Annotated in this window: 25 protein-coding genes; 15 read left to right on the forward strand and 10 right to left on the reverse strand. The window is 72.7% G+C overall.

Annotated elements, in window-relative coordinates:
- Nucleotides 1-90: 90 nt before the first annotated feature.
- The 3 genes from ACFQ6N_RS12365 to ACFQ6N_RS12375 all read right to left on the reverse strand — a co-directional run bounded on the left by ACFQ6N_RS12365 (nt 91) and on the right by ACFQ6N_RS12375 (nt 3417).
- The gene (locus ACFQ6N_RS12365; protein ID WP_380648762.1) at nt 91-1623 is read right to left on the reverse strand and encodes a VWA domain-containing protein; all 1533 of its coding nucleotides are present in this window, start codon (nt 1621-1623) and stop codon (nt 91-93) included.
- Entirely contained in the window at nt 1620-2540 is a 921-nt protein-coding gene (locus ACFQ6N_RS12370; RefSeq protein WP_380648763.1) for an AAA family ATPase, read from the reverse strand. The genes ACFQ6N_RS12365 and ACFQ6N_RS12370 overlap by 4 nt, the downstream gene beginning before the upstream one ends.
- Before the next feature lie 208 nt (nt 2541-2748).
- Nucleotides 2749-3417, reverse strand: coding sequence for a Tat pathway signal sequence domain protein (locus ACFQ6N_RS12375; protein WP_380648765.1), 669 nt, complete (start codon nt 3415-3417; stop codon nt 2749-2751).
- Nucleotides 3418-3922: 505 nt separating this feature from the next.
- Here ACFQ6N_RS12375 and ACFQ6N_RS12380 point away from each other — a divergent pair.
- The 3 genes from ACFQ6N_RS12380 to ACFQ6N_RS12390 all read left to right on the forward strand — a co-directional run bounded on the left by ACFQ6N_RS12380 (nt 3923) and on the right by ACFQ6N_RS12390 (nt 6009).
- Nucleotides 3923-4675: a TetR/AcrR family transcriptional regulator gene (locus ACFQ6N_RS12380; protein ID WP_380648767.1), complete on the forward strand. Its 753-nt coding sequence runs from the start codon at nt 3923-3925 to the stop codon at nt 4673-4675.
- 135 nt (nt 4676-4810) lie between these two features.
- Nucleotides 4811-5464 carry a DUF6230 family protein gene (locus ACFQ6N_RS12385; protein ID WP_380648768.1) on the forward strand — a complete coding sequence of 218 codons (654 nt, stop codon included), beginning with the start codon at nt 4811-4813 and terminating at the stop codon, nt 5462-5464.
- Nucleotides 5465-5529: 65 nt separating this feature from the next.
- Nucleotides 5530-6009: a DUF6114 domain-containing protein gene (locus ACFQ6N_RS12390; protein WP_380648810.1), complete on the forward strand. Its 480-nt coding sequence runs from the start codon at nt 5530-5532 to the stop codon at nt 6007-6009.
- 123 nt (nt 6010-6132) lie between these two features.
- On the opposite strand, the gene ACFQ6N_RS12395 is transcribed toward ACFQ6N_RS12390, so the two are convergent.
- On the reverse strand, nt 6133-7272 hold the full coding sequence (locus tag ACFQ6N_RS12395) for an NAD(P)-dependent alcohol dehydrogenase (protein ID WP_380648769.1): 1140 nt from the start codon (nt 7270-7272) through the stop codon (nt 6133-6135).
- A 159-nt stretch (nt 7273-7431) separates the two neighbouring features.
- Between ACFQ6N_RS12395 and ACFQ6N_RS12400 the strand changes: the two genes are divergently transcribed.
- Together ACFQ6N_RS12400 and ACFQ6N_RS12405 are read left to right on the forward strand one after the other, a co-directional pair.
- On the forward strand, nt 7432-8388 hold the full coding sequence (locus ACFQ6N_RS12400) for a helix-turn-helix domain-containing protein (RefSeq protein WP_380648770.1): 957 nt from the start codon (nt 7432-7434) through the stop codon (nt 8386-8388).
- A gap of 125 nt (nt 8389-8513) precedes the next feature.
- On the forward strand, nt 8514-9788 hold the full coding sequence (locus ACFQ6N_RS12405; protein ID WP_380648771.1) for a globin domain-containing protein: 1275 nt from the start codon (nt 8514-8516) through the stop codon (nt 9786-9788).
- A 57-nt stretch (nt 9789-9845) separates the two neighbouring features.
- Here ACFQ6N_RS12405 and ACFQ6N_RS12410 read toward each other — a convergent pair whose 3' ends face one another.
- A complete protein-coding gene (locus ACFQ6N_RS12410) occupies nt 9846-11249 on the reverse strand; it encodes a selenium-binding protein SBP56-related protein (RefSeq protein WP_380648772.1) in 1404 nt (467 codons plus the stop codon).
- 241 nt (nt 11250-11490) lie between these two features.
- On the opposite strand from ACFQ6N_RS12410, the gene ACFQ6N_RS12415 reads away from it, so the two are divergent.
- The 6 genes from ACFQ6N_RS12415 to ACFQ6N_RS12440 all read left to right on the forward strand — a co-directional run bounded on the left by ACFQ6N_RS12415 (nt 11491) and on the right by ACFQ6N_RS12440 (nt 17136).
- Complete coding sequence (locus ACFQ6N_RS12415) at nt 11491-12462, forward strand: alpha/beta hydrolase (RefSeq protein ID WP_380648773.1); 972 nt, start codon at nt 11491-11493, stop codon at nt 12460-12462.
- 62 nt (nt 12463-12524) lie between these two features.
- Entirely contained in the window at nt 12525-13319 is a 795-nt protein-coding gene (locus tag ACFQ6N_RS12420; protein ID WP_380648811.1) for a spermidine synthase, read from the forward strand.
- A 224-nt stretch (nt 13320-13543) separates the two neighbouring features.
- The gene (locus tag ACFQ6N_RS12425; RefSeq protein ID WP_380648774.1) at nt 13544-14395 is read left to right on the forward strand and encodes a class I SAM-dependent methyltransferase; all 852 of its coding nucleotides are present in this window, start codon (nt 13544-13546) and stop codon (nt 14393-14395) included.
- Between the two features lie 295 nt (nt 14396-14690).
- On the forward strand, nt 14691-15359 hold the full coding sequence (locus ACFQ6N_RS12430) for a DedA family protein (protein WP_380648775.1): 669 nt from the start codon (nt 14691-14693) through the stop codon (nt 15357-15359).
- Between the two features lie 148 nt (nt 15360-15507).
- Nucleotides 15508-16179, forward strand: a complete 672-nt coding sequence (locus tag ACFQ6N_RS12435) for an O-methyltransferase (RefSeq protein ID WP_380648777.1) — start codon at nt 15508-15510, stop codon at nt 16177-16179.
- A gap of 57 nt (nt 16180-16236) precedes the next feature.
- On the forward strand, nt 16237-17136 hold the full coding sequence (locus ACFQ6N_RS12440) for a Gfo/Idh/MocA family protein (protein WP_380648778.1): 900 nt from the start codon (nt 16237-16239) through the stop codon (nt 17134-17136).
- 75 nt (nt 17137-17211) lie between these two features.
- Here ACFQ6N_RS12440 and ACFQ6N_RS12445 read toward each other — a convergent pair whose 3' ends face one another.
- Nucleotides 17212-17718, reverse strand: a complete 507-nt coding sequence (locus ACFQ6N_RS12445) for a GNAT family N-acetyltransferase (RefSeq protein WP_380648779.1) — start codon at nt 17716-17718, stop codon at nt 17212-17214.
- A gap of 307 nt (nt 17719-18025) precedes the next feature.
- Nucleotides 18026-19135, reverse strand: coding sequence for a hypothetical protein (locus ACFQ6N_RS12450; RefSeq protein WP_380648780.1), 1110 nt, complete (start codon nt 19133-19135; stop codon nt 18026-18028).
- Between the two features lie 207 nt (nt 19136-19342).
- Here ACFQ6N_RS12450 and ACFQ6N_RS12455 point away from each other — a divergent pair, with 207 nt between their 5' ends.
- Nucleotides 19343-21352 (forward strand): transglycosylase domain-containing protein, encoded by a 2010-nt coding sequence (locus tag ACFQ6N_RS12455; RefSeq protein ID WP_380648781.1) that lies wholly within the window; start codon nt 19343-19345, stop codon nt 21350-21352.
- Between the two features lie 56 nt (nt 21353-21408).
- Here the strand turns inward: ACFQ6N_RS12455 and ACFQ6N_RS12460 are convergent, their stop codons facing one another.
- From ACFQ6N_RS12460 to ACFQ6N_RS12470, 3 genes are all read right to left on the reverse strand, one after another.
- Nucleotides 21409-22647, reverse strand: a complete 1239-nt coding sequence (locus tag ACFQ6N_RS12460; RefSeq protein WP_380648812.1) for a hypothetical protein — start codon at nt 22645-22647, stop codon at nt 21409-21411.
- A 134-nt stretch (nt 22648-22781) separates the two neighbouring features.
- The gene (locus tag ACFQ6N_RS12465) at nt 22782-23012 is read right to left on the reverse strand and encodes a hypothetical protein (protein ID WP_380648782.1); all 231 of its coding nucleotides are present in this window, start codon (nt 23010-23012) and stop codon (nt 22782-22784) included.
- Nucleotides 23003-23347: a hypothetical protein gene (locus tag ACFQ6N_RS12470; RefSeq protein ID WP_380648783.1), complete on the reverse strand. Its 345-nt coding sequence runs from the start codon at nt 23345-23347 to the stop codon at nt 23003-23005. The genes ACFQ6N_RS12465 and ACFQ6N_RS12470 overlap by 10 nt, the downstream gene beginning before the upstream one ends.
- Before the next feature lie 126 nt (nt 23348-23473).
- Here ACFQ6N_RS12470 and ACFQ6N_RS12475 point away from each other — a divergent pair, with 126 nt between their 5' ends.
- The 3 genes from ACFQ6N_RS12475 (at nt 23474) to ACFQ6N_RS12485 (ending at nt 25404) form a co-directional block, all read left to right on the forward strand.
- The gene (locus ACFQ6N_RS12475; RefSeq protein WP_380648785.1) at nt 23474-24301 is read left to right on the forward strand and encodes a DUF5753 domain-containing protein; all 828 of its coding nucleotides are present in this window, start codon (nt 23474-23476) and stop codon (nt 24299-24301) included.
- Nucleotides 24298-24507, forward strand: a complete 210-nt coding sequence (locus tag ACFQ6N_RS12480) for a DUF397 domain-containing protein (RefSeq protein ID WP_380648786.1) — start codon at nt 24298-24300, stop codon at nt 24505-24507. The genes ACFQ6N_RS12475 and ACFQ6N_RS12480 overlap by 4 nt, the downstream gene beginning before the upstream one ends.
- 279 nt (nt 24508-24786) lie before the next feature.
- Nucleotides 24787-25404 (forward strand): RICIN domain-containing protein, encoded by a 618-nt coding sequence (locus tag ACFQ6N_RS12485; protein ID WP_380648787.1) that lies wholly within the window; start codon nt 24787-24789, stop codon nt 25402-25404.
- Nucleotides 25405-25461: the final 57 nt, after the last annotated feature.

Consider the following 25461-nt stretch of genomic DNA (forward strand, 5'->3'; position numbering starts at 1 on the left):
CGAAGTTAGTACGAACAGTCGACGGAATAGCGCGTTCCGTGTCACCGGACTGTCACGTCCCCGGGCGTCCGCGTCCCGGCCGGGCTGCTGCTACACCGGCAGGAGACGGGTGATCAGTTCGCCCAGGCGGCGGGCGTTGCGGCAGGGGTGCATTTCGACGACGGCCGCGTAGGCCAGGGCGGCGGAGTCGCCGGTCGGCCAGAGGGCGGGCGGTTCCGGGTTCAGCCAGAAGACCCGGCGGGCCCGGGCGGCGATCAGGCGCAGGGCGTCCGGGTTCGGGTCGCGGTGGTTGGTGCGGGCGTCACCGAGGACCAGCAGGCAGGTGCGCGGGCCGACCGCGTCCAGGTGCCGTTCGGCGAACTCGCCCAGCGCGGAGCCGTAGTCGCTGTTGCCGTGGTGGCCCATGACCTTGGCGTCGGTGAGGATCCGGGCGGCCAGCCGGGCCGGATCGTCGCCGTTCCGGAGCAGGCCGGTGACCTCGGCGGTGCGGTTGACGAAGGCGAACACCCGGACCTTGGCGAACTGTTCGCTCATCGCCTGCACCAGCAGCATGGTGAAGTCGGCGAAGCCCGCCACCGAGCCGGAGACGTCGCACAGCAGCACCAGCTCCGGCCGGGCCGGGCGGCGCAGCCGGTACGCGGGGCGCAGCGGGACGCCGCCGGTGGAGAGCGAGCGGCGCAGGGTCCGGCGCAGGTCGATCCGGCCGCGGGCGGCGCGGCGGCGCCGGGCGGCCAGTCGGGTGGCGATCTTGCGGGCCAACGGGTGGACGGTGCGGCGCAGTTCGGCGAGCTGGTCGCGGCCGGCGTAGAGGAAGTCGATCCGGTCGGCGGTGGGGGCGACGGCGCGCTCGGCGATCCGCTCGGGGCCGTGCAGTTCGGCGACCCGGCGGCGGGCCTCGCCGGAGACCAGTGCGCGGAAGTCGCGGATGCGGCGGCGGATCTCGTCGGCGAGGACGCGGTCGGCGAGGTCGCGGTCGTCGGGGCCGCCGTCGTCGGGGCCGCCGTCGTCGGGGCCGGTTCCGGGGGCCCGTTCGCGCAGGGCGGTGAGGATCCGGGCGAGCAGTGTCTCGGGGGCGAGCCGCCCGAGCGCCTGCTGGGCGGACCAGCCGTCGGAACCGGGGGTGCGGCCGCTGCCGTACCGGCCGAAGGCCTCCATGACCTCGCCGGCGAGCCGGGCCTGGGCGGCGCGGTCGTCGGCGGCGAGGGCGGCGGCGAGGCGTTCGCGCAGGTCCTCGCGGAGCGGGTCGGGCCGGCCGAAGCGCGGGGGCTCCGGGTCCTGCGGCACCGGCGGCGGGTCGGCGCGGACGGCCTCGGGGGTGCCGACGCCCAGCGGGAAGAAGAGGTCGAAGGCGGCGTCGAAGACCTGCCGTTGGCCGTCCGAGCGCAGCAGGGCCGCGGCGAGGCCCGCCCGCATCTGCTCGCGGTCGGCGAAGCCGAGGACGTCGAGGACGGCGGCCGCGTCCACCGTCTCGGCCGGGCCGATCCGCAGGCCGTGGCCGCGCAGGGCGCGGACCAGGGCGGTGAGGCGGGCGGCGGTGTCGGCGGGGGGTGCGGCGGGCGGCGCGGGGTCGGACCGGCCGGGGCGGCCCGGTCCGGGGGCGTTCGGTCCGGGGCCGGCGGTCATGCGAGGGTGAGCTTCCGGGCGGCCTTCCGGATGTCGTCCTGGTGCTTGAGGATCACCCCGAGGGTGTCCCGGACGACGGTGTCGTCGAGGGTGTCCGCGCCGAGCGCCAGCAGGGTGCGGGCCCAGTCGATGGTCTCGGCGACGGAGGGGGCCTTGCGCAGCTCCAGCGCGCGCAGCGCGCCGACGATCCGGACCAGGGACTCGGCCAGGGTGTCGTCCAGGCCGGGCACCTTGAGCCGGACGATCCGGCGCTCCAGTTCGGCGTCCGGGTAGTCGAGGTGGAGGAAGAGGCAGCGGCGGCGCAGCGCCTCGGAGAGCTCACGGGTGGCGTTGGAGGTGAGCAGCACGAAGGGGCGGCGGCGGGCGGTGATGGTGCCGAGTTCGGGGACGGTGATCTGGAAGTCGCTGAGCACCTCCAGCAGCAGTGCCTCCACCTCGACGTCTGCCTTGTCCATCTCGTCGATCAGCAGCACCGTCGGCTCCTCGCCGCGGATGGCGGTGAGCAGCGGTCGGGCGAGCAGGAACTCCTCGCCGAAGATGTCGCCGCGGGCCTCGTCCCAGCCCTCGTCGCGGCCGGCCGTGATCCGCAGCAGCTGCTTGGCGTGGTTCCACTCGTAGAGCGCGCGGGCCTCGTCGATGCCCTCGTAGCACTGGAGCCGGACCAGCCGGGCCTGTCCGATCGCGGCGACGGCCTTGGCGAGTTCGGTCTTGCCGACCCCGGCCGGGCCTTCGACCAGCAGGGGCTTGCCGAGCCGGTCGGCGAGGAAGACGGTGGTGGCCACGGCGGTGGAGGCCAGGTAGCCGGTGGCGGCGAGCCGCTCGGCGGCGTCCGCGACGGAGGTGAAGAAGCCGGTGCCGTTCGCGGGTCCGCTCCCGTGCCGGGTCCCGCTGTCGCCGCTGCCGTTGCCGCTGCCCATGTGCCCGCCCCGTTCCGGTCCGCCGTCTCCGTGCGGCGTCACCCTACCGGCCGGTCACTTCGCTGTCCCGGGGCCGGCCCGGTCCCGAGGGGGCCGTCCCGGCCGGCCCGGGACCACGCCGGGCGCCGTCGTGCGGGCGGGCACGGGGGAGCGGCGTACGGCGTGCCTCGGGTGCCGTACGCCGCCGTCGTGCCGGTGTGCCCTGGCGTCAGTTGACGTAGAGCAGCGGGCTGCCGGCCACCGAGGTGTCGGCGACCGGGCCGTAGGTGGCGCTGAAGTAGCCGGTCGAGAAGCACAGGCCCGGGCCGGAGACCAGGGCGAACGGCTGGGCGGAGAAGCCGATGGTGTTGCCGGTGTTCGAGGTGGTGCCGTTGATCCCGGTGGAGTTCTGGTACTTGCAGGTGATGCTGCCCAGGATGGTGTTGAGCACCACGGTGGTGCCCATCGGGCCGGCCGCGCCCGGGGTGAGGGAGACGGGGTTGCCGGGGGCGTCGCTGACCGTGTTGGTGAACGGCAGGTTGTTGACGGTGATGCTGCGGACGCCCGTGACGCCGAGGACGTTGGACGTGCAGGAGCCGAAGGTCTGGGTGTTGAGCTGCTCGACGGCGCTGCCCGGGGCGGCCGGGTTGGCGGTGACGGTCGCCGAGAAGGCGGAGGCGGCACACTTGATGCCGCTCGTCCCGGTGGCGCTGCTGTAGAAGGTCGCGTAGCTGCCGGAGACCAGGTTGGCGGAGAGCACGTCGCCGACGGAGACGGCCGGGCCGCTCGGACTGTCGGTGGTCAGTACGGCGGAGTCGGCCTGGGCGGGTGCGATGGCCGCGCCGGTGAGGGCGAGGGTGGCGAGGGCGGTGGTGGCGAGGGTGCGGCTGATGCGCATGAGGGTGCCTCTCTCCGTCCGGGGGACGGGTGGGGGAATCCCCGCGTGCGGGTGTGGTGGTGTGCACGACGGGGGAGGTGCATGGCGTACCGGGGGCTCCGGCGGGGCCGCGGGTACGGGCGGGCCCGGCGCCACGGGCCCGCTCGTGCGGTACGGCGGGGTGCGGACGTGCGCAAGGGGACGTCCGGCGGTGCGAGTGGTACGGCCTTGCGTACGTACGGCGGTACGGCGGTACGTCGGTGCACGACACGGCGGCTCGGCGGCAGGGCACGGCGGAACCGCGCCGTGCCGGTGCGGACGAGCGGTGCCGTGAGGGTGCACGTCGGCGGCTGCCACCGCCGCGGGCCCGCGCCCGTCGTGGTCCCGGTGGGTCCGGGCGGTTCGCCCGGGCCGTAGGGCCCCTGGAGGTCGGCCGGTGGGGGCCTGCTCGCCCACCGGTTGGAAACCTGTCAGTGTTGTAAACCCAGTGCTCCGTCAATGTCAATACAGGACACAGGAGTTGGTGATGGATCGGAACTACCGCCGGAGTGCCGACGTGGTCCTGCTGCCGGGTGCGCGGACCGGCCGCGATCCCGCCCGGTCGATCAAGCCGGGCCCGCGCCGGCAGCCCGCGGGCGTGGTCGCCGCGACCCAGCGCGAGCGGCTGCTGGACGGCCTGGTCCAGACCGTCGCCGAACGCGGCTACCAGCATGCGACGGTGAGCGACATCTGCCGCGCGGCGGGGGTGACCAGGCCGGTCTTCTACGAGCTGTTCAGCGGCAAGGAGGACGCCTTCCTGGCCGCGCACCGGTACGGCACCGGGGTGGTGCTCCGGCGGATGGCAGCGGCCTTCGCGGCCGAATCCGACTGGTGCCACGGGATCCGCCAGTCGCTCGGCGCGATGCTCCAACTGCTCGCGGGAACACCCGCGTTCGCCACCATGGCGGTGATCGAGATCGAGGGGGTCGGCCCGGCCGGGCGGCGCGAGCGCGACCAACTCCTGACCCGGTTCAGGGCGTTTTTCGCGGAAGTCCCCCAACTCCCGGGCGGGGTCGCGGTGCAGGAGATGGTGGATGCCGTGGTGGGCGGCGTCTACAGCGCGCTCCACCGCCGGATCGACTCCGGCCGGACCGAACAACTCCCCGAACTGCTACCGGTGTTGAGCCTGTTCTGCCTCGCGCCGTTCCTCGGACCTGCGGAAGCGGCCGCCAGACTCGGCTCAAGGGTTCGTGAAGATCCTTCGTGCACCCGTATTGACCCGGCCAATACCGGGCAGTAGCTTCCCAGTTACCCACCGCGCTCCGCCCGGACCCGTCCCGCTGCCGAGGGACGGGTCCGGGCGGGTCGCGGAACGCTGTCCGCGCCAGGACAACGTGCCAGTGCCTGCACACCCATCCACCCACAGGGAGCACACATGGCCATGTCCGAGGACGCCGCCGCCGCGGCCGAGACCCCGCAGCAGGCCGGACCGAGAAGAGGCCGGGTACGGCTGAAGCGCACCGCCCTGATGGCCGTGCCCGCCATCGCCGCCGGGGGCATCCTGATGGCGCTCACCGCCCAGGGCGTGCTCGCCGCCCAGTTCTCCATCTCCGGCATGCCGTTCACCATCACCGCCGACAAGCTGGACGGCAAGGGCTTCGCGCAGTTCGGCTCGCTGGACTCGATGATCCCCGACAGCCCCAACCAGGGCTCCACTGGCGGCCAGGTGCTGGTCGCGGTATCGGCGATCAAGAGCGCCGAGATCACCAACCTGTGCCAGAGCGTCGACCTCGGCGGCATCAACCTGGTGATCCACGCGGGCGACGGCGGCACCCCCGTCAGCGCCACCAACCTCACCACCGACTCCGATCTGCTGTCCGGCGACGCGGAGTTCACCAACATCGAGATCGGCGGCGACGCCAGCACGTACACGAAGGCCGGCCCGGCGGGCAAGGGCAACCCGGGCGTCTTCGGCCAGCAGGCCGACACCGTCGTGCTGACCCACCTCAAGCAGCACAACTACGCGAGCACCGCCGTCGGGTTCAAACTGCCCAACCTGCGGCTGAGCTTCGGCTCCCAGGGCTGCTGACCGTGACGGAGTCCGTACCGGAGCCGGCCGGGACCGGCGGGGCCGCCGGGGAACGGGCCGAGGGGGTGGCGGCCGAGGGGACGGCCGCCGCGCCCGGCACCGCCGCCACGGAAGCCGCCGCCGGGCCCGGGGCCCGCCCGGGCACGCGCGACTGGCGGGGCAGGCGACCGTTCTGGGGCGGGCTGCTGGTGCTGCTCGGCGGCGCCGAGATCCTGTTCACGCTGCGGGCCCCGCTGCCCGTCATGCTGCACATCGGGATGGAGGGCCTGGCCGGGTACCTGGTGCCCGCCGTGATGGTGCTGTGCGGCCTGCTGATCCTGTTCAACCCGGCGCAGCGGCTGTTCTACTCCATCCTCGCCGTGCTGGCCGCACTGGCGAGCTGGGTCACCTCCAACCTGGGCGGCTTCCTGATCGGGATGATGCTCGGGGTGGTGGGCTCCTGCCTCACCTTCGGCTGGCTGCCCGAGCAGCCGCTGCGCCGTGGCCGGCAGCGGCGGCTGGACCGCCGCGAGGAGCGGCGGACGGGCCGGACGGCCTCGGTGTGACGGGACTGCCCCGCGCCCTGGTGATCGGAGAGCACCGGGGCGCGGGGCACCTTCGCGTTCGCGCGAGGCGGTGAGCGGTCGGCCCGTCGTACGGCCCGCTGTACGGCCGGCCGCGCGGCCGGCTCAGATCGTGGCGGCGTCGATCACGAAGCGGAACCGGACGTCGCCGTCCAGCACCCGCTGGTACGCCTCGTTGATCCGGTCGGCCGGGATCAGCTCGATCTCGGCGGTGATGCCGTGCTCACCGCAGAAGTCCAGCATCTCCTGGGTCGCCGGCAGCCCGCCGATCATCGACCCGGCGAGCGAGCGGCGCCCGCTGATCAGCGCGTGGGCGTTGACCGAGACCGGCTTCTCCGGTGCGCCGACCTGCACCATGGTGCCGTCGACCCGCAGCAGCCCCAGGTAGGCGCTGAGGTCGAGGTCGGCGGAGACGGTGTTCACGATCAGGTCGAAGGTGCCCGCGAGCTCGGTGAAGGTGGCCGGGTCCGAGGTGGCCCGGTAGTGGTCGGCGCCGAGCTTCAGCCCGTCCTCGCGCTTGCGCAGCGACTGGCTGAGCACGGTGACCTCCGCGCCCATCGCGTGGGCGATCTTGACCCCCAGGTGGCCGAGGCCGCCGAGGCCCACGATCGCCACCTTCCTGCCCGGGCCCGCGCCCCAGTGGGCGAGCGGCGAGTACAGCGTGACGCCCGCGCACAGCAGCGGCGCGGCGGCGTCCAGCGGCAGGCTGTCGGGGATGGCGAGGGCGTACTCCTCGTCCACCACCAGTTCGCTGGAGTAGCCGCCGTACGTCGGCAGGCCGTCCTTGCCCGTGCCGTTGTAGGTGAAGACGACGCCGCCCTCGCCGGTGCAGTACTGCTGGAGGCCGGCCAGGCAGTTGTCGCACGCGCGGCAGGAGTCGACGAAGCAGCCGACGCCGACCCGGTCGCCGACCTTCCAGCGGGTGACGCCGGGGCCGACCTCGGCGACCACGCCGGCGATCTCGTGGCCCGGGACCATCGGGAAGATGCCGGTACCCCAGTCCTCGCCGACCTGGTGGATGTCCGAGTGGCAGATGCCGGAGTACTTGATGTCGATCACGATGTCCTGCGTGCCCACGGCCCGCCGGGTGACGGTGGTCTTCGCCAGCGGGGCGTCGGGCCGCTGCGCCGCGTAGGCGGCGACGGTGCGGGTGGTGCCGGGGGTGGTGCTCGTCGTGGTGCCCGTGCTCGTCGTGGTGCCCGTGCTCGTCGTGGTGCCCGTGCTCTTCGTCGTCTCGTTCGTCATGCCCCCAAGACTGCGGCGGGGCGGCCGGGCCAACCAGACCAGAGGTCTACGTACGAACCCGGGACGTAGGGGCGCCGTGCGTACGAGCGCGCAACGTACGCACGGCAGTATCACCCTCGCACCCGCCCCCCGGCCCCCGACCGACCGCATACTGCACCCATGGACCAGCGCACCGAACTCAGCGAGTTCCTCCGATCCCGCCGCGCCCGGCTGCGGCCCGAGGACGTGGGCCTGCCCGACACCACCACCCGGCGCCGGGTGCCCGGCCTGCGCCGCGAGGAGCTGGCCCAGCTCGCCGGAGTCAGCACCGCCTACTACACCCGGCTCGAACAGGGCCACGGCGAGAGCGTCTCCACCGCCGTGCTGGACGCCATCGCCCGGGTGCTGCGGCTCAGCCCCGCCGAACGCGACCACCTCGGCCGGCTCACCAGGCCCGCCCGCCGCCGCCCCGGCCGGGCCGCCGCCCGGGTGCAGCGGGTGCGGCCGGAGCTGCAACAGCTGCTGGACGCGATGGAGAGCGTGCCCGCGTACGTCCTCGGCCGGCGGCTCGACGTCATCGCCTGGAACCGGCTCGGCTCCGCCCTGCTCGGCGACTTCGCCGCGATGCCGCCCGAGCAGCGCAACATGGCCTGGCACGTCTTCCTCGACCCGGCCGCGCAGGAGCTGTACGTGGACTGGGAGGGCAAGGCCGGCGACGTCGTCGGCATGCTGCGGCTGGACGCCGGACGCGACCCCGACGACCCCAGGCTCGCCTCGCTGATCGGCGAACTCTCGGTCAAGAGCGAGGACTTCCGCCGCCTCTGGGCCGCCCACGGCATCCAGGACAAGGGCCACGGCACCAAGCGGCTGCACCACGCGGTGGTCGGCGCGCTCAGCCTCCAGTACGAGACGCTGCGCCCGGCCGGGGACACCGACCAGGTGCTGGTCACCTACCACGCCGAGCCGGGCTCGACCTCGGCCGAGTCGCTGCGCCTGCTGGCGAGTTGGGCGGCCACCGAGTCCGCGGCGGCGCCGTCCGAGCGGCCGGCCGGGCGGACGGCCGGGCGGACGGCCGGGCGCTCCGCCCGCGAGTCCTCCGGTTCCCCGGCCGGTCCGTCCGCCGAGCGGCCCCGGTAGCGGCACCCGGCCGGCGCCGCGCTTGGCAAGGGGTCGATGGTCCCGGGTCCGTCCGGGGCGATCGGCCCTTCTCGCGCTCGGCGGGCCCGCAGTTGACTGGGCAGGACATGGACAACAGCAGCAGCATGAACACCACCACTGGCACCGCCACCGCCACCGCCGAGTACGACCGGCTGATCGCCCGCCACCACGCGATGCGCCTGCGCCGCCGGCTCCTCGCGCCCTCCTCCGCCCCGACCGGAGGAGACTTCGGGTACGGCGACCACGGGTCCGGGGAGCACGGGTACGGCGACTACGGCGAAGGCGGCGGCTACGACGGCGCCGCCGACCAGCGGCTGATCCGGCGCGACCTCGACCTGGTCGCCCCGCTGGCGGAGCTGATCGACCGCCTCTACGCGGTCATGTTCCGCCACCGCCCGTACCTGCGACCGCTCTTCCCCGCCTCGATGGAGTTCCAGCAGGCCCACCTGGAGCGGATCTTCCGGTACCTGGTCGACGGGCTCGACCGCCCCGCCGAACTGGACCGGACGCTGCGTCAACTCGGCCGGGACCACCGGAAACTGGGCGTCCGGCCGATCCACTACGAGGCCTTCGAGGAGGCCCTGTGCGCGGCGATCCGGCACCGGGCCGGCGAGCACTGGACCGAGGACCTGGAAGCCGCCTGGGTACGGATGCTGCGCTTCGCCGTCGGCGCGATGGTCGCCGGCGCGGACTCCGCGCTCACCGAACCCCCTTACTGGCACGCCGTGGTGACCGGCCACGAGCGCCGACGGCCCGACCTCGCCGTCCTGCGGGTGCGCACCGGCGAGCCGTACCCGTACCGCGCCGGGCAGTACGGCACCGTCGAACACCCGGCGCTCCCGCACACCTGGCGGCAGTACTCGATGGGCTGCGCCCCGCGCGCGGACAACGAGTTGGAGTTCCACGTCCGCCGGACCGGCCCCGCCGGAGTCAGCGCCGTGCTGGTCGAACACACCGCCGTCGGCGACCGGCTGCGGCTCGGCCCGCCGCGCGGCAGCCTGCTGCCCGACCAGGACGGCCGCGACCTGCTGCTGGTGGCGGGCGGCACCGGACTCGCCCCGATGAAGGCGATCATCGAGGAGCAGTCCGCGCACCGCCCGACCGGCCGCCGGGTCCACCTGTTCGTCGGCGCCCGGGACCGGTCGGACCTCTACGACTGGCAGGCGCTCGCCGAACTCGACCTGCACAAGCCGTGGTTGAGCCTCACCCCGGTGACGGCCGGCCGCCTCGCCGAGGCCGTCGCGGCGGCCGGGGACTGGCGCGACCACCTGGCCTGCGTCAGCGGCCCGGCCGGCATGGTCGCCGACGTCCGCGGCCGGCTGGTGTCGGCCGGCCTGCCGCTGGACCGGGTCCGGTTCGACCAGGCGCTGCACCGCTGAGCGGCCGCACCGGTCACAGCGGTCGCGGAGGTCACAGCGGTAGGGCAGCCACGGCGGTCACCGGAAGCAGTACGAGTCCGAGGAGGCGTCGCCGCCCGCCAGGTGGGTCTGGTGGACCCGCAGGCCCCGGAAGTCCGCGCCGTGCGGGTAGAAGCGCTCGTCGATGCTCAGGCCGCCCGCCTCGGTGTCGGCGTCCAGCTTGACGATCCACGGCTCGATGCCGTCCGGGTAGATCTGGTCGTCCCAGGCGCCGTAGAGGGAGTTGGTGAGGTACAGCCGGCGGCCGTCCCGGCTGATCTCCACCATCTGCGGCGCCCCGCTCACCGGCCGGCCCGGCTCGGCCGGGTGCGGGGTGCGGGCCACCACCCCGCCGAGGCGGACCGAGGAGGCCAGCCGGGGGTGGAACGGGTCCGAGACGTCGTACTGGAACAGCTCGCCGGTGCCCCAGGCGGACACGTACAGCCACCGGTCGTCCACCGACAGGTTGATGTCGGTGACCAGCGGCGGCACCGCGCCGAAGGGCTGCAGCGCGGGCGGCAGGTCCTCGGCCTTCGCGGGCTCGGCGGGGATCTCCAGCACCTTCCGCGCGGTGAACGCCGGCCCGTCCCGGTACCAGAGCCAGACCGAGGAGGAGAGGTCCTCGACGTTCGCCACCACGCCGACGAACCCCCACTCGGCCTGCGGATCGTGCGCCGGACGCAGCTCCAGCACCATCTGGTACTGGTCGCCGAGGTCGATCCGCTGGAGGTGCCGCCCCGAGTCCAGCTCCCAGAAGTGCAGCGCGTGGCCGTACTTGCGGCCCAGCAGCAGCTCCGGCACCACGCCGTCCTCGACCATCCACGGCGTGCCCCACTCGCTGGTGACGCCCACATTGGTGCCGAGGTGCCACCAGACGTCGTAGGCGAAGTGCTGGGGGCCGCGCTCCGTCTCCCAGGGGCGCAGCACCTCGAAGGTGGTGTGGTCGAGGATGGCGACCCCGCCGGGCCCGTCGGAGCCCTCGCCGGAGCCCAGGCAGGAGAGGAAGACCCCGTCGGGGCCGCAGTGCAGGGTGTGCGGGCGGGAGTAGCCGGCCTTGGCGGCGAGTTCGGCGGCCTCGACGGTCTTCACCAGGCGGGGGCGGACGGGGTCGGGCCGGGTGTCCATCACGTGCAGGCGCGAGGAGCGCAGCCCGGGGAGGAGCAGGAAGCGCCGCTCCGGGTTCTCGTGGCAGGCGTGGGCCAGGGCGCTGGAGCAGGCGTTCCAGCCGAAGTGGTGCAACTCGTCCCCGAGCGTGGGGAGTTCGGCGAAGTTCAGGACCGTGCCGTAGCTGTCGGAGTCCGGATCGGTGTCGACGGTGAGCAGCGCGTCCGGCCGCTCCCCGGCCCGGTCGAAGCCCGCCACGTACGCGAGCTTCTCCGGTGGCGCTGCGATGGCCTCGGCGGCCGACCGGTAGAGCGACGGATCACTGTGCCCGTGCTGCATGCAAACTCCCCAACTCGCCTGGTCTGTGCGGGAAGCGTTCCACACCGGCACCGGCGCACAGCAGGCGCACGAGGAGTGGTAGGGAGGCGTGGACGGCCGCGCCGGTGGGCTCCGGCGGCGGTACGGGCGCGGACCGGGCGGACCGGCTGCCGCGCGCGCCGTGCCTACCGGCCGGTATGGTCGGGGCGGAACGGGTGGTCACCTGCCGTACCGGCAGGAAGAGCAGAGGATCGGTGCGGCGGTGGAGTTTCGGGAAGACATCCTGGGTGCCCCCTACGAGGCGGCGGAGCTGACGCTCCGGCCGGACGCGGAGGGGGCCGTGTGCGCGACCCTGGTCCGGCGCCCGGTGCCCGGGGCGGAGCGCGCGGTGCTCTACATCCACGGGTACAACGACTACTTCTTCCAGACCAACCTGGCCGAGCACTACGCCGCGCTCGGGTTCTCCTTCTACGCCCTCGACCTGCGCAAGTACGGCCGTTCGCTGCGGCCGCACCAGTCGCCGAACTTCGTGCGCGACCTCGCCGAGTACGACGAGGAGATCGACGAGGCGGTCCGGATCATCCGCGAGGTCGACGGGCACCGGCAGCTGCTGCTGAACGGGCACTCCACCGGCGGGCTGATCGGCGTGTTGTGGGCGGGCCGGCGGGCCGGGCGCGGCCTGGTGGACGGGCTGTTCCTGAACAGCCCGTTCCTGTCGATGCCCACCGCACCCGCCGTCCGCGCGCTCGGAGGCCCGGCCGTCACCACGATCGGCCGGCTGGCGCCGACCAGGGCGCTGCCGTCCACGCTGAACCCGCACTACACGCACAGCCTGCACAAGGACCACCGGGGCGAGTGGGACTTCGACCTCACCCTCAAGCCCGCCGAGGGCTTCCCGCTGTTCGCGGGCTGGCTGGCGGCGATCCACCAGGGGCACCGGCGGCTGCGGCACGGGCTGGGTATCGACGTGCCGGTCCTGCTGATGGCCTCCACCAGGTCCATCGCCACCACCACGTGGCAGAACGCGCTGCACCACGCCGACGCGGTGCTGCGCGCCGACGACATCGCCGCCCAGGGGCCGAAGCTCGGCGGGCACGTCACGATCGTGCGGATCGAGGGCGGCATGCACGACCTGGTGCTGTCGGGGGAGAAGGCCCGCACCCGGGTGTTCGCCGAACTGGACCGGTGGCTCGCGGCCTACCTGGACGTGCGCCCGGTCGGGGAGAACGCGTGACCTTCGAGCACGACGAGCCGGTCCCGGTCGGTCGGCGGACCGACCTCGGCTTCGCCAAGCTCATGCCGGACATCGACCGCGACGGCGGCTGGCTGCTCACCCTGGACGGCACCCCGCAGTCCTACGTCGACCTCGCCGACCCGACCCACCTGGAGTTCGAGTACACCCGGCGGCTGGGCCACCTCGCCGACGCGCTCGCCCCCGCCGGCCGGCCGCTGGACGCGCTGCACCTCGGCGGTGGCGCGCTCACCCTGCCCCGCTACCTGGCCGCCACCCGGCCCGGGTCGCGGCAGCGGGTGGTCGAGGTGGACGGCGCGCTGCTGGACCTGGTCGCCGAGCACCTGCCGTGGCAGGGCCCGGGAGCCGACGTCACGACGGCCGTCGGCGACGCCCGGGCGGCCCTGGCCGACGTCCCGGCGGGCTCGCAGGACCTGGTGGTCGCCGACGTGTTCCGCGGCTCCCGCACCCCGGCGCACCTGACCTCGGTGGAGTTCCTGCGCGAGGCGGCGGCCGTGCTGCGCGCCGGCGGCTGTTACGCGGCCAACCTGGCGGACGGCCCGCCGCTGGCGTTCGCCAGGGCGCAGGCGGCGTCGGTCCTGGCCGTGTTCCCGTACGTCTGCCTGGTGGCGGAGGCCTCGGTGCTGCGCGGCCGGCGGTACGGCAACGTGCTGCTGGCCGGTTCGACGGCGCCGCTGCCGGAGGCGGAGCTGGCCCGGCTGTTCGCGGGCGACATCTTCCCGGCCCGGCTGGTGACGGGGGACGACCTGGCGGCGCTGGTCGGCCGGACCGCCCCGGTCACGGACGCGGACGCCACCGACTCGCCGCCCCCGCCGGACGGCGCCTTCAGCGTCGGCTGAGCGGCGGTGCCCGCCGGGTGGCACGCACGGGACGTCGGTCCGGTCGACTTCCCGTGCGCCCTGCCCGGCTCGCGGCCCCGCACCCGGGTCCCGTCCGCGGGCCCGTCATCCGGCCCGTCGTCCGTGGCTCGCCGTGCGGCGCGTCGGCCGATCGGGCGGGCCGCCCCGGGTGTCAGAATCGCCGGGTCCAGGCCCGAGCGCGGAGCACGTCGAAGGAGCGAACGATGACTGGCGGCGCGGAACGACCCGAGCCCGTGAAGGGCCCCGAGCCGGTGGAGCGCCCCGAGCTGGGGGCGGTGCCGGAAACGGCGCTGTGGACGCTGTGGCACCGGGCGGTGGAGGCGCGCCGCCCGGACACCGTGCTGGCCGACCCGAAGGCGGTCGAGCTGGTGGACCGGATCGACTTCCCGTTCGCGCAGCGGTTCGGGCAGAACGCGCTGGCCGCCCAGCTCCAAGGCCTACGGGCGGCCTGTTTCGACCGCGAGGTCGCCGACTTCCTGACCCGCTCCCCGCGCGGCACGGTGGTCGGGCTCGGGGACGGGCTGGAGACCCAGGCCTGGCGGGTCGACAACGGGCGGGCGAACTGGCTGTCGGTGGACCTGCCGGAGACGGCCGCCCTGCGGGAGCGGCTGCTGCCGCCGGACGAACGGCACCGGATCCTCGCCTGCCCGGCCACCGACCCGCGCTGGATGGACGCGGTCGACCCGGCCAACGGGGTGCTGATCAGCACCGAGGGACTGCTGATGTACCTGCGGCCCGACGAGGTCCGCGACCTGATCGCGGCCTGCGCCGAGCGCTTCCCCGGCGGGTCGCTGGTGCTCGACGCGGTGCCGCGCTGGATCAGCCGCCGGGCCGTCGAGGGCAAGCTCAAGGACCGCCACTACCAGGCGCCGCCGATGCCCTTCGGCATGGACGCGGACGAGCGCGGCAAGCTCGCCGCCGCCCACCCGGCCGTCACCGACGTGCGCGAGGTGTACCCGGAGGGCGGGCGCGAACCGCTCCGCACCCTGCTGCCGCTCGTCCGCCCGGTGCGGCGGCGGCCGTCCGTGGTCGCCCTCCGCTTCGCCGACGCGTAGCGCACCCGGCGGTGTGCGGCGCATTCCGCGTCGCGTCGGGCATCCCGCGTCGCTCAGGGCACTCCGCCCGAGGTCACAGGCACTTTGCCGAATCTTGAAGAAATGCCGGTCGGCCTGGAACCATGGTGTGCGGCCGCACGTCGTAACCACGGGTGACAGGCCGGGGGGACAGGCCGCCCGGCACGTTACGCTGCCTTGAGGGGGAGCGGCGACGTGCCGCCATCGGACAACCGCCGGGTCGGCGCGCGGCTCCACGGGAGCGCGGCCGGCCCGACCTGCCACGGAGGTACTGGCCTTGCACATCGACGCCTGGATCGAGGGGATTCCACCGACCGCGGTGTACCTCGTGGTCGGTCTGATCATCGGGATCGAATCGCTGGGCATCCCGCTGCCCGGCGAGATCGCCCTGGTCACGGCCTCGCTGATGGCGGTCAAGGGCGTGGTGAGCCCGTGGGGCGTCGCGGGCGTCGCGATCGCGGGCGCGATCATCGGCGACTCGATCGGCTACTCGATCGGCCGCAAGGGCGGCAAGCCGCTCTTCGAGAAGCTCGGACGCAAGTTCCCCAAGCACTTCGGGCCCTCGCACCTGGCCACCGCGGAGCGCTCGTTCCAGAAGTGGGGCATGTGGGCGGTCTTCTTCGGCCGCTTCATCGCCCTGCTGCGCATCTTCGCCGGTCCGCTCGCGGGCGCGCTGAAGATGCCGTACTGGAAGTTCCTGATCGCCAACGTGCTGGGCGGCGTGGTCTGGGCCGGCGGCACGACGCTGCTGGTCTACAAGGTGGGCAAGAGTATCGAGCCGTGGCTGGCCCGCTTCTCCTGGGCCGGTCTGGCCGCGGCCGTCGTGATCGGCGCCCTCTCGGCGTGGATCATGAAGCGCCGGGCCGCGAAGACGCACGCCAGGATCGAGGCGGAGCAGGCGGCCGAGGCCGCCGCCGCGGCTGGCAAGGCGCCCGTCGCGGAGTGACCGCAGAACCCCGCACGACACCGCAGAGCCCCGCGTGACACCGCGCGGCACCGCATGAGCGAGCGCGACTGAGGCTCGTCCCGACGCCATCGGGCCCTCGGAGTAGCATCGGCCGGGTACCAGCCGATCTTGCACTCCGGAGGGCCCGATGCCGTATCAGCCGACCTGGGACGCCGTGGACGCGTACTTCTCCGAGACGCTGGTCGGCCCCGATCCGGTGCTGGAGTCCGCCGAGGCCGCCGCCGACGCGGCCGGGCTGCCGAAGATCGCGGTCGCGCCCAACCAGGGCAAGCTGCTGCACCTGCTGGCCCTCACCCAGGGTGCGAAGCGGATCCTGGAGGTCGGCACGCTCGGCGGCTACAGCGCGATCTGGCTGGCCCGGGCGCTGCCCGCCGACGGCACCCTGCTCACCCTGGAGATCGACCCCCGGCACGCCGAGGTCGCCCGGCGCAACCTGGCCGCCGCCGGGCTGGAGAAGGTCGCCGAGGTCCGGCTGGGCCGGGCCGCGGACTCGCTGGCGGCGCTGGTGGAGCAGGGCGTGGAGCCCTTCGACCTGGTCTTCATCGACGCGGACAAGCCGAGCAACCCCGAGTACTTCCGCCGGGCGCTCCAGCTGACCCGGCCCGGCTCGCTGATCATCGTCGACAACGTGGTGCGGGGCGGCGCGGTCGCCGACGCCGACAGCACCGATCCGGCGGTCCTCGGCACCCGCGCCCTGCACGAGCTGATCGCGGCCGAGCCGAGGGTCACCGCGACCTCGGTGCAGACGGTCGGCAGCAAGGGCTACGACGGCTTCACCCTCGCCCGCGTCCAGGACTGAGCCGCGGGCGACACCGACAACGACAACGACGAACGAGACGAAACGAACGGAGACCTCGTGCGGATCGGACTGCTGGGCACCGGCCCCTGGGCGGAGCGGGTGCACGCACCCGTACTGGCCGAGCACCCCGGGCTGGAGTTCGCCGGCGTCTGGGGCCGGCGCCCGGAGGCGGCCGAGGCGCTGGGCGCGGCACACGGTGTGCCCGGGTACGCGGACCTGGACCGGCTGCTGGCGGAGGTGGACGCGGTGTCCGTCGCCCTGCCGCCGTCGGTGCAGCCGGGCCTCGCGGTGCGCGCCGCCGAGGCGGGCTGCCACCTGCTGCTGGACAAGCCGGTCGCGCTGACCGTGCCGGACGCCCGCGCGGTGGCCGAGGCCGTCCGCGCGCGGAAGGTCGCCTCGGTGGTGTTCTTCACGGTGCGCTTCGGCGGCCCGCAGATCCCGTGGATCGAGGAGCAGGCGGAGCTGGGCGGCTGGTTCACCGGCCGCTCGGACTGGCTCGGCTCGGTGTTCGCGCCGGGCAGTGCCAGCCCGTACGCGGCCTCGCCGTGGCGGGAGGAGAAGGGCGCGCTGTGGGACGTCGGCCCGCACGCGCTGTCCGTGCTGCTGCCGGTGCTCGGCGACGTGGCGCAGGTGACGGCGGTGGCCGGCCCGCTGGACACCGTGCACCTGGTGCTGCGGCACACCGGCGGTGCGTCCAGCACGCTCGCGCTCAGCCTCACCGCGCCGGTCGCGGCGGGCGGGACGGGCATGGAGCTGCGTGGCGAGCACGGCGTGGCGCACCTGCCGGCGCGCGGGGAGGGGCCGCTCGCGGCCATGCACCGGGCGCTGGACGCCCTCCTGGCCGCCGCGGCCTCCGGCGAGCAGCACCCGTGCGGGGCCGACTTCGGGCTGCGGGTGGTGGAGGTCCTGGCCGGGGCCGAGCGCTCGCTGGCCACCGGTGGTCCGGTGGAGGTCTGAACCGGTCCGGAAGGACAGACGGACGGCAGGACGCCGGGCGGGGCACCGGGGTGGTGCCCCGCCCGGCGTCGTCCGTCAGATGCCGAACGGCGCCGCGTAGCGGACCGTACCGGCGGGCAGCGGGTGGCCGGAGTCCAGGGCGAGGGCCATCAGGGCCTCGTCGGGGACGTCGATGCTCAGGCCGATGCCGTGGGCGGAGGCCCGGCCGAAGCCGAACCGGGGGTAGTAGTCCGGGTGGCCCAGGACGACGACGTACCGCTCGCCGAGGTCCTTCGCCGCGGCCAGGGCGGCGCGGACGGCGGCGGAGCCGGCGCCGGTGCGCTGGTACTCGGGGAGCACGGCGCACGGGGCGAGGCACAGGGCCGGGACGTCGCCGATGTGACAGCGGGTCAGCAGGGCGTGGCCGACGGGCCGGTCGTGGTCGTCGGTCGCGACGAGCGACAGGCCGTCGATCCAGGCCGGGTCGGCGCGCAGCGCGTCGACGAGGTCGGCCTCGGCCGGGGAGTCGAAGGCGGCGAGGTTGACGGCGCGGACGGTCGGGAGGTCGGCGCCGGTCTCGGCGCGGGTGGTCCAGTCACGCATGGTGGATGAGGATCCGTTCCAGGAGTCGAAATTTCCGGAGGCCTCGCGAGCTCACGCTCCCGGCGAGGGCGGACAGCAGGAGGTCAGGCCGCGGCCCGGGACGTGAGGGAGACCCGGACACTGCGCACGGCGGCCACCGTCACGGTCATCAACCCCACCTCCCTCTGTTCTCTCGCTGGTGCGACGTGCTCCTGGACGGCACGTGCTCCCACCGAGTGTACCGGAACACTCCGGTCCGCCCCGCCGGTCAACCCTCGCCGGTCAACCCCCGCCGGTCAACCCCCGCCGGTCCGCCCCGGCGCCCCGCTCAGGCCGGCGGCAGCGGCGGCCGGTTCGCCGTCGGGCGGCGGTCGGTGGGCCGGGTCGGGGGGATGACCGGCGCGCGGAAGTCGCGCGGGCCGGTCCACAGGGCCGGGACGGCGTCGCTGCGCCGGGCCAGTTCGTACGCCAGGGCCTCGTAGTTGACGCGCCAGCCGTGGAAGTGCGCCCAGGCGTCCTCGACCGGGCGTTCCCGGGGGAAGCCGGCCGCGGTGATCATCGCGACGGCGCCCAGGTACTCGGCGTAGGACAGCCGGATCGGGACGTCCGGGTCCGGGTCGTGGTCGAAGGGGATGCGCAGGGAGCGGGCGATGTCGCGCATCGCGGTGAACCCGGCGCGGATCACCAGCCGGGCCTCGGCCGGGGCCGAGCGCGGGCACAGGGCGAGGTGCAGGGCGGCGGCGTCCATCACGGAGATCAGGGCGACCACCCAGCTGCGGTTCGGCTGCGGCGAGCGGAAGGACAGCAGCACCGGGTAGTTGGAGTGGCTCTCGCCGATGTCGGCGGCCAGGCGTTCCCAGTCCCGGTAGAGCTGGGGGAGCGCGGTCTCGGTATCGACGAGGGACTGACGGGCCAGCAGTTCGGGGCCCCACGCGGGTTCGCCGGCCCGGGACTGGAGCAGGGTCACCTCGGTCTCGCGGCGCTGGTAGGCGGCGTAGAGCGTCGGCAGGTAGGAGATCTGGAGGGCGATCACCAGCGGGCCGCTGGCGGCGGCCATGAAGTCGATCGCGGACAGTTGCAGCCGTTCGCCGCTGGCGTAGCCCAGGGTGAAGAGGCTGGACCCGGCCTCGCGGATGGCGACCGACCAGCTGAGCTCGGACGTGCCGTGCAGTATCAGCGTGTAGGCGGTCAGCATCCCGCTGAGCCACACCCCGAGCATGCCCAGCAGGACCAGCGGCGCCAGCCAGGTGAGCGCCCGGTCCTGCGCGCGGTAGCCGCCGATCGGCGCGGCGGACAGCCGCAGGACGCCGCGCAGCACGGCCCAGAGCCGGTTCACCAGCGCCGAGTAGAGCCCGCGCGGCACGACCAGGGTGCGCAGGATGCTGCCGACGACCAGCAGGAGCAGCAGCGCACCGACCACGGTGTGGATCAACCTCATGGCGCCATTCTGACGGTCCGCCGGAGCGGCCGGGGGTACGGGCGCGGCGGGACGGGGGGTGTGGTGCGCGGCCGGCGCCGACGCCGCCGTCCGACCCCTGCCGTACGCGGTATGACGACGATCACACCCGTTTTCGCGGGTCGTACTGCCGACCCCGGCTCGTCTAGCTGTTCGGGGGTGACCCACGAGCGGAGCGGAGAGCGGACTGTGCGTGCACACCGAGGTGGCGGGGCCGAGGAGGAGAAGCCCGGACGCCGGCGATGGCGTCCGCTGCGGCGGATCGACTATCCGCGCGGAGGCCGGCGGGGCGTCCGCCGCTGGCTCCCGTCCTGGCGGCAGCTGCTGGTCGCCGCCGCGCTGGTGCTCCTGCCGCTGTCCGGGGCGCTGGCCTGGTTCTTCGCGACCACGAAGGTCCCGGAGGACCTGAACGCCTTCGCCACCCAGCAGAACAACGTCTACTTCTGGGCGGACGGCACCGAGATGGCGCGGATCGGGGAGACCAACCGGCAGGAGGTGCCGCTCGACCAGGTGCCGCGACCGGTGCGGAACGCGGTGCTGGCCGCCGAGAACGAGACCTTCTACTCCGACCTGGGGATCTCCGCCAAGGGCATCGGCCGAGCGGTCTGGCAGCTGGTCTCGGGCGGCGACACCCAGGGCGGCTCCACCATCACCCAGCAGTACGTCAAGAACATCTACCTGAACCAGCACCAGGACATGTCCCGCAAGCTCCGCGAGGCCGTCATCGCGGTCAAACTGGACGACCGGATGTCCAAGGACGACATCCTGGCCGGCTACCTCAACACCAGCTGGTTCGGGCGCGGCAGCTACGGCATCGAACGCGCCGCGTCCGCGTACTACGGCAAGGACGTCTCACAGCTCGACCCGAGCGAAGGCGCCTTCCTGGCCGCCCTGTTGAAGGGCGCGGGGCAGTACGACCCGGCGATCAGCCCGGAGAACCGGAAGCGGGCCGAGGAGCGGTGGAGCTGGATCCTGGACCGGATGGTGGACATCGGGAAGCTCTCCGCCGCCGAGCGCGCCACGTACACCGTGTTCCCCGAGCCCAAGCCGCAACCGAAGTCGGTCGGGCTGAGCGGCCAGGTCGGCTACCTGGTCGACATGGCCAGGAGCTACGTGGAGAGCCACAGCGACATCACCCCGGCCCAGCTGGACCTCGGCGGCCACCAGATCTTCACCACGTTCGAGAAGCCGAGGGTGACCGCCCTCGCCGCCGCCGTCCAGGACGCCGCCAAGGGCGTCGACCCCGAGAACCGGGAGGCCGACCGGCTGCTGAAGGTCGGCGCCGCCTCGGTCGCCCTCGACGGGCGGATCGTCGCGCTCTACGGCGGCCCCGACTACCTGAAGCAGGGCTTCAACAACGCCAACACCTCCTCGGTGCCCGTCGGTTCGGCCTTCACCCCGGTGGTGTACGCGGCCGGGCTCAGCCAGGGCGTGCAGAAGGAACGCGGCGGCAGCCGGACCCCGGTGACGCCCGGCAGCACCTACGACGGCGACAACGGGGTGAACGTGATGACCCCCGAAGGGCCGTACTGGGGGCGGGACGGGAAGATCGCGAAGACCGCCAACGACGGCAAGCGGAACTGGGGCAAGGTCACCCTGCGGAACGCCGTCGAGCAGTCCGTCAACGGGCCGCTGATGCAACTCGGCATGGACATCGGCCTCGACCGGGTGCAGAAGACCGCCGCCGACCTCGGCCTGCTCCCCGGCAGCATGGGCGAACTGGTGCCCGCCTTCGGCACCGGCAACTCCACCCCGAGCGCGATCCGGACCGCCGACGCGTACACCGCCTTCGCGGCGGGCGGCAAGCGCACGGACCCGTACTCGGTCCTGCGGATCACCCGCAACGGCGCCCCGCTCGACCTGCGCACGCCGGTCGCCGCCCAGGTGCTGCCGGCGGCGGTGGCGGGGGAGGTGGACGCGGCGCTCAAGGGCGCCGTGCGCGGCGGGAGCGCCGACTGGGCGGCCGAGGCCGGCCCGGACCTGGCGGCGAAGCCCGGCACCACCGCGGACCGTACGGCGGGCTGGTCCGTCGGCTACAGCGGGGAGCTGTCCACGGCGGTCACGGTCTTCCGGGCCGACCTGAAGGACATGAAGCTGCTCTCCCTGGAAGGCCTGGCCGGGGCCGCCCCGGACGCCCCGGACTCGGCGCTGCCCACCCGGATCTGGACCTCGTACATGAAGGCCGCGGGCGGGAGGTAGCCGCCGGGGCGGAGGACGGCGGGGCCCGGGGAAACCCCGGGCCCCGCCGTTCTCCGCTACTTCACGAGACGTGACCAGTCGGCGGGCTGGCCGGGGTCCAGCGCGCGCAGCTTGTCGAGGACCTTGGGGTCCTGGGCGTCCAGCCAGTCGGCGACCTGGCGGAAGGAGACGCAGCGGACCTGCTCACGCTTGCAGACGTTCTTCATCACGTCCTCGACGGCCTGCATGTAGATGCCGCCGTTCCAGTCCTCGAAGTGGTTGCCGATGAACAGGGGCGCCCGGCTGCCGTTGTAGACCCGCTCGAAGCCCGCGAGGTAGCTGTCCCGGGTCTCCTTCTCCCAGGTGTCGTACTTCTTCGGGTCGCCCTTGGTGGTGTCCTTGGACTGGCCGGCCAGGTAGTTGAAGTCCATCGACAGGCTCTGGAACGACTTGCCCGGGTTGGGCAGCAGTTGCAGCGGGAAGTTCCAGATGCCCTCCTTCTTGACCGGCCAGACCTGGAACTCGCCCGGCGAACTGGCGTCGTAGCGGAAGTTCGCCGCCTTCTCGGCCGGGAGCAGCGCCTTCTGGCCCTGAAGGCAGGGGGCGCGGCCGCCGACCAGCTCCTTGGTGTAGTCGAAGGGCAGCGGCGGGAGGTCCTTGTACCCGGTGTTGGTCTTCCAGTTGGTGACGAAGGAGACCGCCTGGTCGAGCTCGCTCTTCCACTCGTCGGTGCTCCACTCGCTGCCGCCCTTGCCCTCGCAGAAGTGCCCGTTGAAGTGGGTGCCGATCTCGTTCCCGTCCTGCCAGGCCAGGCGCAGCTGCTCAAGGGTGTCCTTGATGTGGGCGTCGGTGGCGAAGTCGATGGCGGAGGCGCCGGGGTCGTGCTTCGGCGCGTGGTAGAGGGAGCGCTTGGACTTGGGCAGGGTGTAGATGCCGCTCAGGAAGAACGTCATCTGGGCGTTGTTCTCCACCCCCAGCTTGCGGAACCGCGAGAACAGGCGGTCGTCGCCCTCCAGGGCGCCGTCCCAGGAGAACACCACGAACTGCGGGGGCTTCTCGCCGGGCTTCAGCTTCTCGGGCTTGGCCTGCTTGGGCTGCGGGCCGGTGTCGGAGGTCGAGCCGTCACCGAGCACCCGGACCTGGCCGTCCCAGGTCGGGGTCGGGGTCGGCGTGGGGGTGGGAGCGGGGGTCTCGGGCGCGGTGGTCGTGGCCTCCGGGCCCGGGGGAGTGGTGGTGGCGGTGGCGGTGGGTCTGCCCTTGGCAGCGGAGCATCCCGTGGTCAGGACGAGAGCCGAGACGACTCCCACCGCCAGCATGCCGGTCGTGCCGCGAGCAATCCGCACCGTACCTCCGTGAGTCGGCCTACAGTTCGATCAGTGGAACCTCTTGATCGACGGGCGAGGTGACGCCAAAGGTTGCGTCCGGATCGCTGAACCGAAAGGCAACTCCCTTACGTTGAGGGCCCCCTGAGGCTGAACCGGAAGGCCTCGGCGGCAGCGGGGGTGTAGAAGCGCCGGACCCGGTCCGAGGAGCCCGGCACACGGAGGAAGTCGTCGCGCTCCCGGTCCCAGAGGCCCCAGCACTCCAGCAGGACGAAGTGCGGGCTCCGGGAGTCGATCAGACGGACCTCGAACTCGGCGGGGGCGGAGTCGGGGGAGGGGCCGGGGCTGGTCACATGCACCGCCGGGTCGCGACCTGGATGAAGCCGGAGGCCTTTTCCACGCGCTTGGCGAAGTCGTTGAACTCGCCCTCGATCGGGGAGATCGAGGCCTTCGAGGGGACGAGGATCGCGCCGGCCTGCCGGTCGAGGACGCGTCGCAGAGCCGCCCGGAGCATGGGCCGGTCGTCGGGCCCCCGGCGGGTGGTCTCGTCGTCCAGGACGATCAGGTCGATGCCCCAGTCGAAGGCGCCGGCGTAGGCCTCGCACCTGCGCAAGTCGCTCTCGGGGAAGTCGGATCCGGTCCTGGCGAGGTAGAGGACGACCTGGAAGCGCGGGATGGGATTGGTGCAGGACATGGGTGTCTCCATGGTTGCTCATCGCGCCCGGTGTGTCACCGGGTGTAGCCATGGTGGCGCGCGGACCCTTACGATCTCTAGGTCTCGACTTTCACGGTCGCATCGAGTTACAGACAGGAAGCAGTCATGGAGTCCCACGAGGATGACCCGTCAGTGTCTCCGTCTGTCCGGTTTGGTGAGGAGCTTCGCAGGTGGCGTCGTTCCCGGGGTTGGTCTCAGGCGGAGCTCGGTCGGCGCATGGGCTACAGCCATGGCCTGGTTTCGTACATCGAACGGGCTAAGAAGCCTGTAACTCTTAAATTCGCGGTGGCGGCTGACCGAGTGTTCGAGGCGGGTGGTGTCTTCAAGGAGCTGTGGCGTCGGATCTCCAACGCCAGCCTGCTGGAGGGATTTTCCGAGTTCGTAGAGGCGGAGGCGCGCTGCCGGAAGCTTCGCACCTTCGAGTTGGGGGTCATCCCCGGCCTGATGCAGACCCTGGACTATGCGGCCGCCATGGAAGCGGGGAACGTTCGTCGTGGCGGCATCACCAAAGAGCAGGCTAAGGGGCGCGTTGAATTCCTGGCCCGGCGCCAAGCGTTGCTGGCGAAGGACACCCCGCCGATCATTCACGCTGTGCTCGATGAGAGTTGCCTCCTCCGCACGGTGGGTGGCGCAGAGGTGATGGGGCGCCAGTTGGATCATCTGTTGGCGCTGGCCGAACGGCCGAACATCACGATCCAGGTGGCGCCGTTCAGCCTTGGTGAGCAGCGACCGTTCCTGCTTCCTGTGGTGCTGCTGACGCTTCCGGACAGGTCTGTTGTCGGGTATGCGGAATCCCACTCGCGAGGCCATCTGGAGCGGGGGCGCGAGAGCGTTGCGGCCTGGGAAGAGGACTACGATCACCTGAAGGTGGAGTCGCTGGACACGATGGCTTCGCTCGCCAAGATCCGCGCTGTTCGGAGGGAACTTCAATGACGGTCCTTGACCTGACTGGCGCCCGTTGGGTGAAGAGTCGCCATAGCGGTAACGGCGGCAACTGCGTCGAGATTGCTCCCGACTTCCCCGGTGTGATGCCTGTCCGCGACTCGAAGGATCCCGAGGGGCCGACGCTCCTCTTCCCTGCCGCAGCTTGGCAGTCCTTCGTTACCGCTGCTGCCGCCGGCGAGTTCGACGGCATCTGATCCGCGACGTCTTCTCCATCGGCCCCCCGAGCCAAGCGGCTCGGGGGGCCGACGCATCGAAGCCTTGCGTGTCCTCTTTTTCAGCCGTCAGCGGTCGCCGGACAGTGCGTCATATCGGCGTGTATATCGGTATGCCGTCCCCATGCGCGGCATACCCAAGTGGCCGGTTCGGCGGAAGCTTTGGCCGGTTTGCCGGTGGCCCGAAAGGCCGCACGGCCTGTTCGATGTACTCGAATTAGACGGGGGAAAGCCCGGTCGCCGTGAACGAAGGAGAGACTGATGACCCTGCGCAAGGTAGTGGCAGCCTGCGCCCTCGCATCGACGCTCGGCCTGACGCTGGGGGCCGCCCAAACGGCTTCGGCCGCCGAATCGGCGCCGGTCGCAGTAAAGCCGATTGTGTCCAATCTGCCCGGATTCGCAGGTGATTCTGCGGGCGATGCCGCCAAGCAGTCGGCCCCTGCTGCCCCCGCCGTCACGGCGGGCGCGATCGGTAGTCGGCTGCTGAACTACAACAGTGGCAAGTGTGCCGTCGTGCAGGGAGGCAACGTCGGAGCCGAGCCGTTCCAGTACCAGTGCCTGGACTTCAACGATCAGGCCTGGGGCTACATCCAGTTGGGCTCGGGCTTCAATCTGATCAAGAACCTGAACAGCGGCCTGTGCCTCGCGGTCCAGGGGTCGTCCGAGGGGCACCATGCCATTCAGGCGGAGTGCAATGCGAACTACTCGGACCAGGTGTGGTACGCGAATGCGTTCTACAAGAATGGAACCAGGGTCGTCCAGTTCGTCAAGCAGGGCACGAACCTTGCCCTGGTCGTCCAGGGGTCCTCGGACGGAACCCCGCTGATCCAGGCGACCACCGGAGACTTCAACGACCAGTTCTGGATCGTCGGCGCCTAGCACCGACGCGGTCCGGTCGGTCCGCGATGGGTTCATGCAGGCGCTCGGCCGGGGTTT

The organism is Kitasatospora sp. NPDC056446 (genome assembly GCF_042796115.1).
Lineage (GTDB): Bacteria > Actinomycetota > Actinomycetes > Streptomycetales > Streptomycetaceae > Kitasatospora.

Coding starts and splice junctions, on each gene's coding strand:
- ACFQ6N_RS12365 (WP_380648762.1), bottom strand. CDS start 1,623: ATGACCGCCGGCCCCGGACCGAACGCCCCCGGACCGGGCCGCCCCGGC.
- ACFQ6N_RS12370 (WP_380648763.1), bottom strand. CDS start 2,540: ATGGGCAGCGGCAACGGCAGCGGCGACAGCGGGACCCGGCACGGGAGC.
- ACFQ6N_RS12375 (WP_380648765.1), bottom strand. CDS start 3,417: ATGCGCATCAGCCGCACCCTCGCCACCACCGCCCTCGCCACCCTCGCC.
- ACFQ6N_RS12380 (WP_380648767.1), top strand. CDS start 3,923: ATGGATCGGAACTACCGCCGGAGTGCCGACGTGGTCCTGCTGCCGGGT.
- ACFQ6N_RS12385 (WP_380648768.1), top strand. CDS start 4,811: ATGGCCATGTCCGAGGACGCCGCCGCCGCGGCCGAGACCCCGCAGCAG.
- ACFQ6N_RS12395 (WP_380648769.1), bottom strand. CDS start 7,272: ATGACGAACGAGACGACGAAGAGCACGGGCACCACGACGAGCACGGGC.
- ACFQ6N_RS12400 (WP_380648770.1), top strand. CDS start 7,432: ATGGACCAGCGCACCGAACTCAGCGAGTTCCTCCGATCCCGCCGCGCC.
- ACFQ6N_RS12405 (WP_380648771.1), top strand. CDS start 8,514: ATGAACACCACCACTGGCACCGCCACCGCCACCGCCGAGTACGACCGG.
- ACFQ6N_RS12410 (WP_380648772.1), bottom strand. CDS start 11,249: ATGCAGCACGGGCACAGTGATCCGTCGCTCTACCGGTCGGCCGCCGAG.
- ACFQ6N_RS12420 (WP_380648811.1), top strand. CDS start 12,525: ATGCCGGACATCGACCGCGACGGCGGCTGGCTGCTCACCCTGGACGGC.
- ACFQ6N_RS12425 (WP_380648774.1), top strand. CDS start 13,544: ATGACTGGCGGCGCGGAACGACCCGAGCCCGTGAAGGGCCCCGAGCCG.
- ACFQ6N_RS12435 (WP_380648777.1), top strand. CDS start 15,508: ATGCCGTATCAGCCGACCTGGGACGCCGTGGACGCGTACTTCTCCGAG.
- ACFQ6N_RS12445 (WP_380648779.1), bottom strand. CDS start 17,718: ATGCGTGACTGGACCACCCGCGCCGAGACCGGCGCCGACCTCCCGACC.
- ACFQ6N_RS12450 (WP_380648780.1), bottom strand. CDS start 19,135: ATGAGGTTGATCCACACCGTGGTCGGTGCGCTGCTGCTCCTGCTGGTC.
- ACFQ6N_RS12460 (WP_380648812.1), bottom strand. CDS start 22,647: ATGCTGGCGGTGGGAGTCGTCTCGGCTCTCGTCCTGACCACGGGATGC.
- ACFQ6N_RS12470 (WP_380648783.1), bottom strand. CDS start 23,347: ATGTCCTGCACCAATCCCATCCCGCGCTTCCAGGTCGTCCTCTACCTC.
- ACFQ6N_RS12475 (WP_380648785.1), top strand. CDS start 23,474: ATGGAGTCCCACGAGGATGACCCGTCAGTGTCTCCGTCTGTCCGGTTT.
- ACFQ6N_RS12480 (WP_380648786.1), top strand. CDS start 24,298: ATGACGGTCCTTGACCTGACTGGCGCCCGTTGGGTGAAGAGTCGCCAT.
- ACFQ6N_RS12485 (WP_380648787.1), top strand. CDS start 24,787: ATGACCCTGCGCAAGGTAGTGGCAGCCTGCGCCCTCGCATCGACGCTC.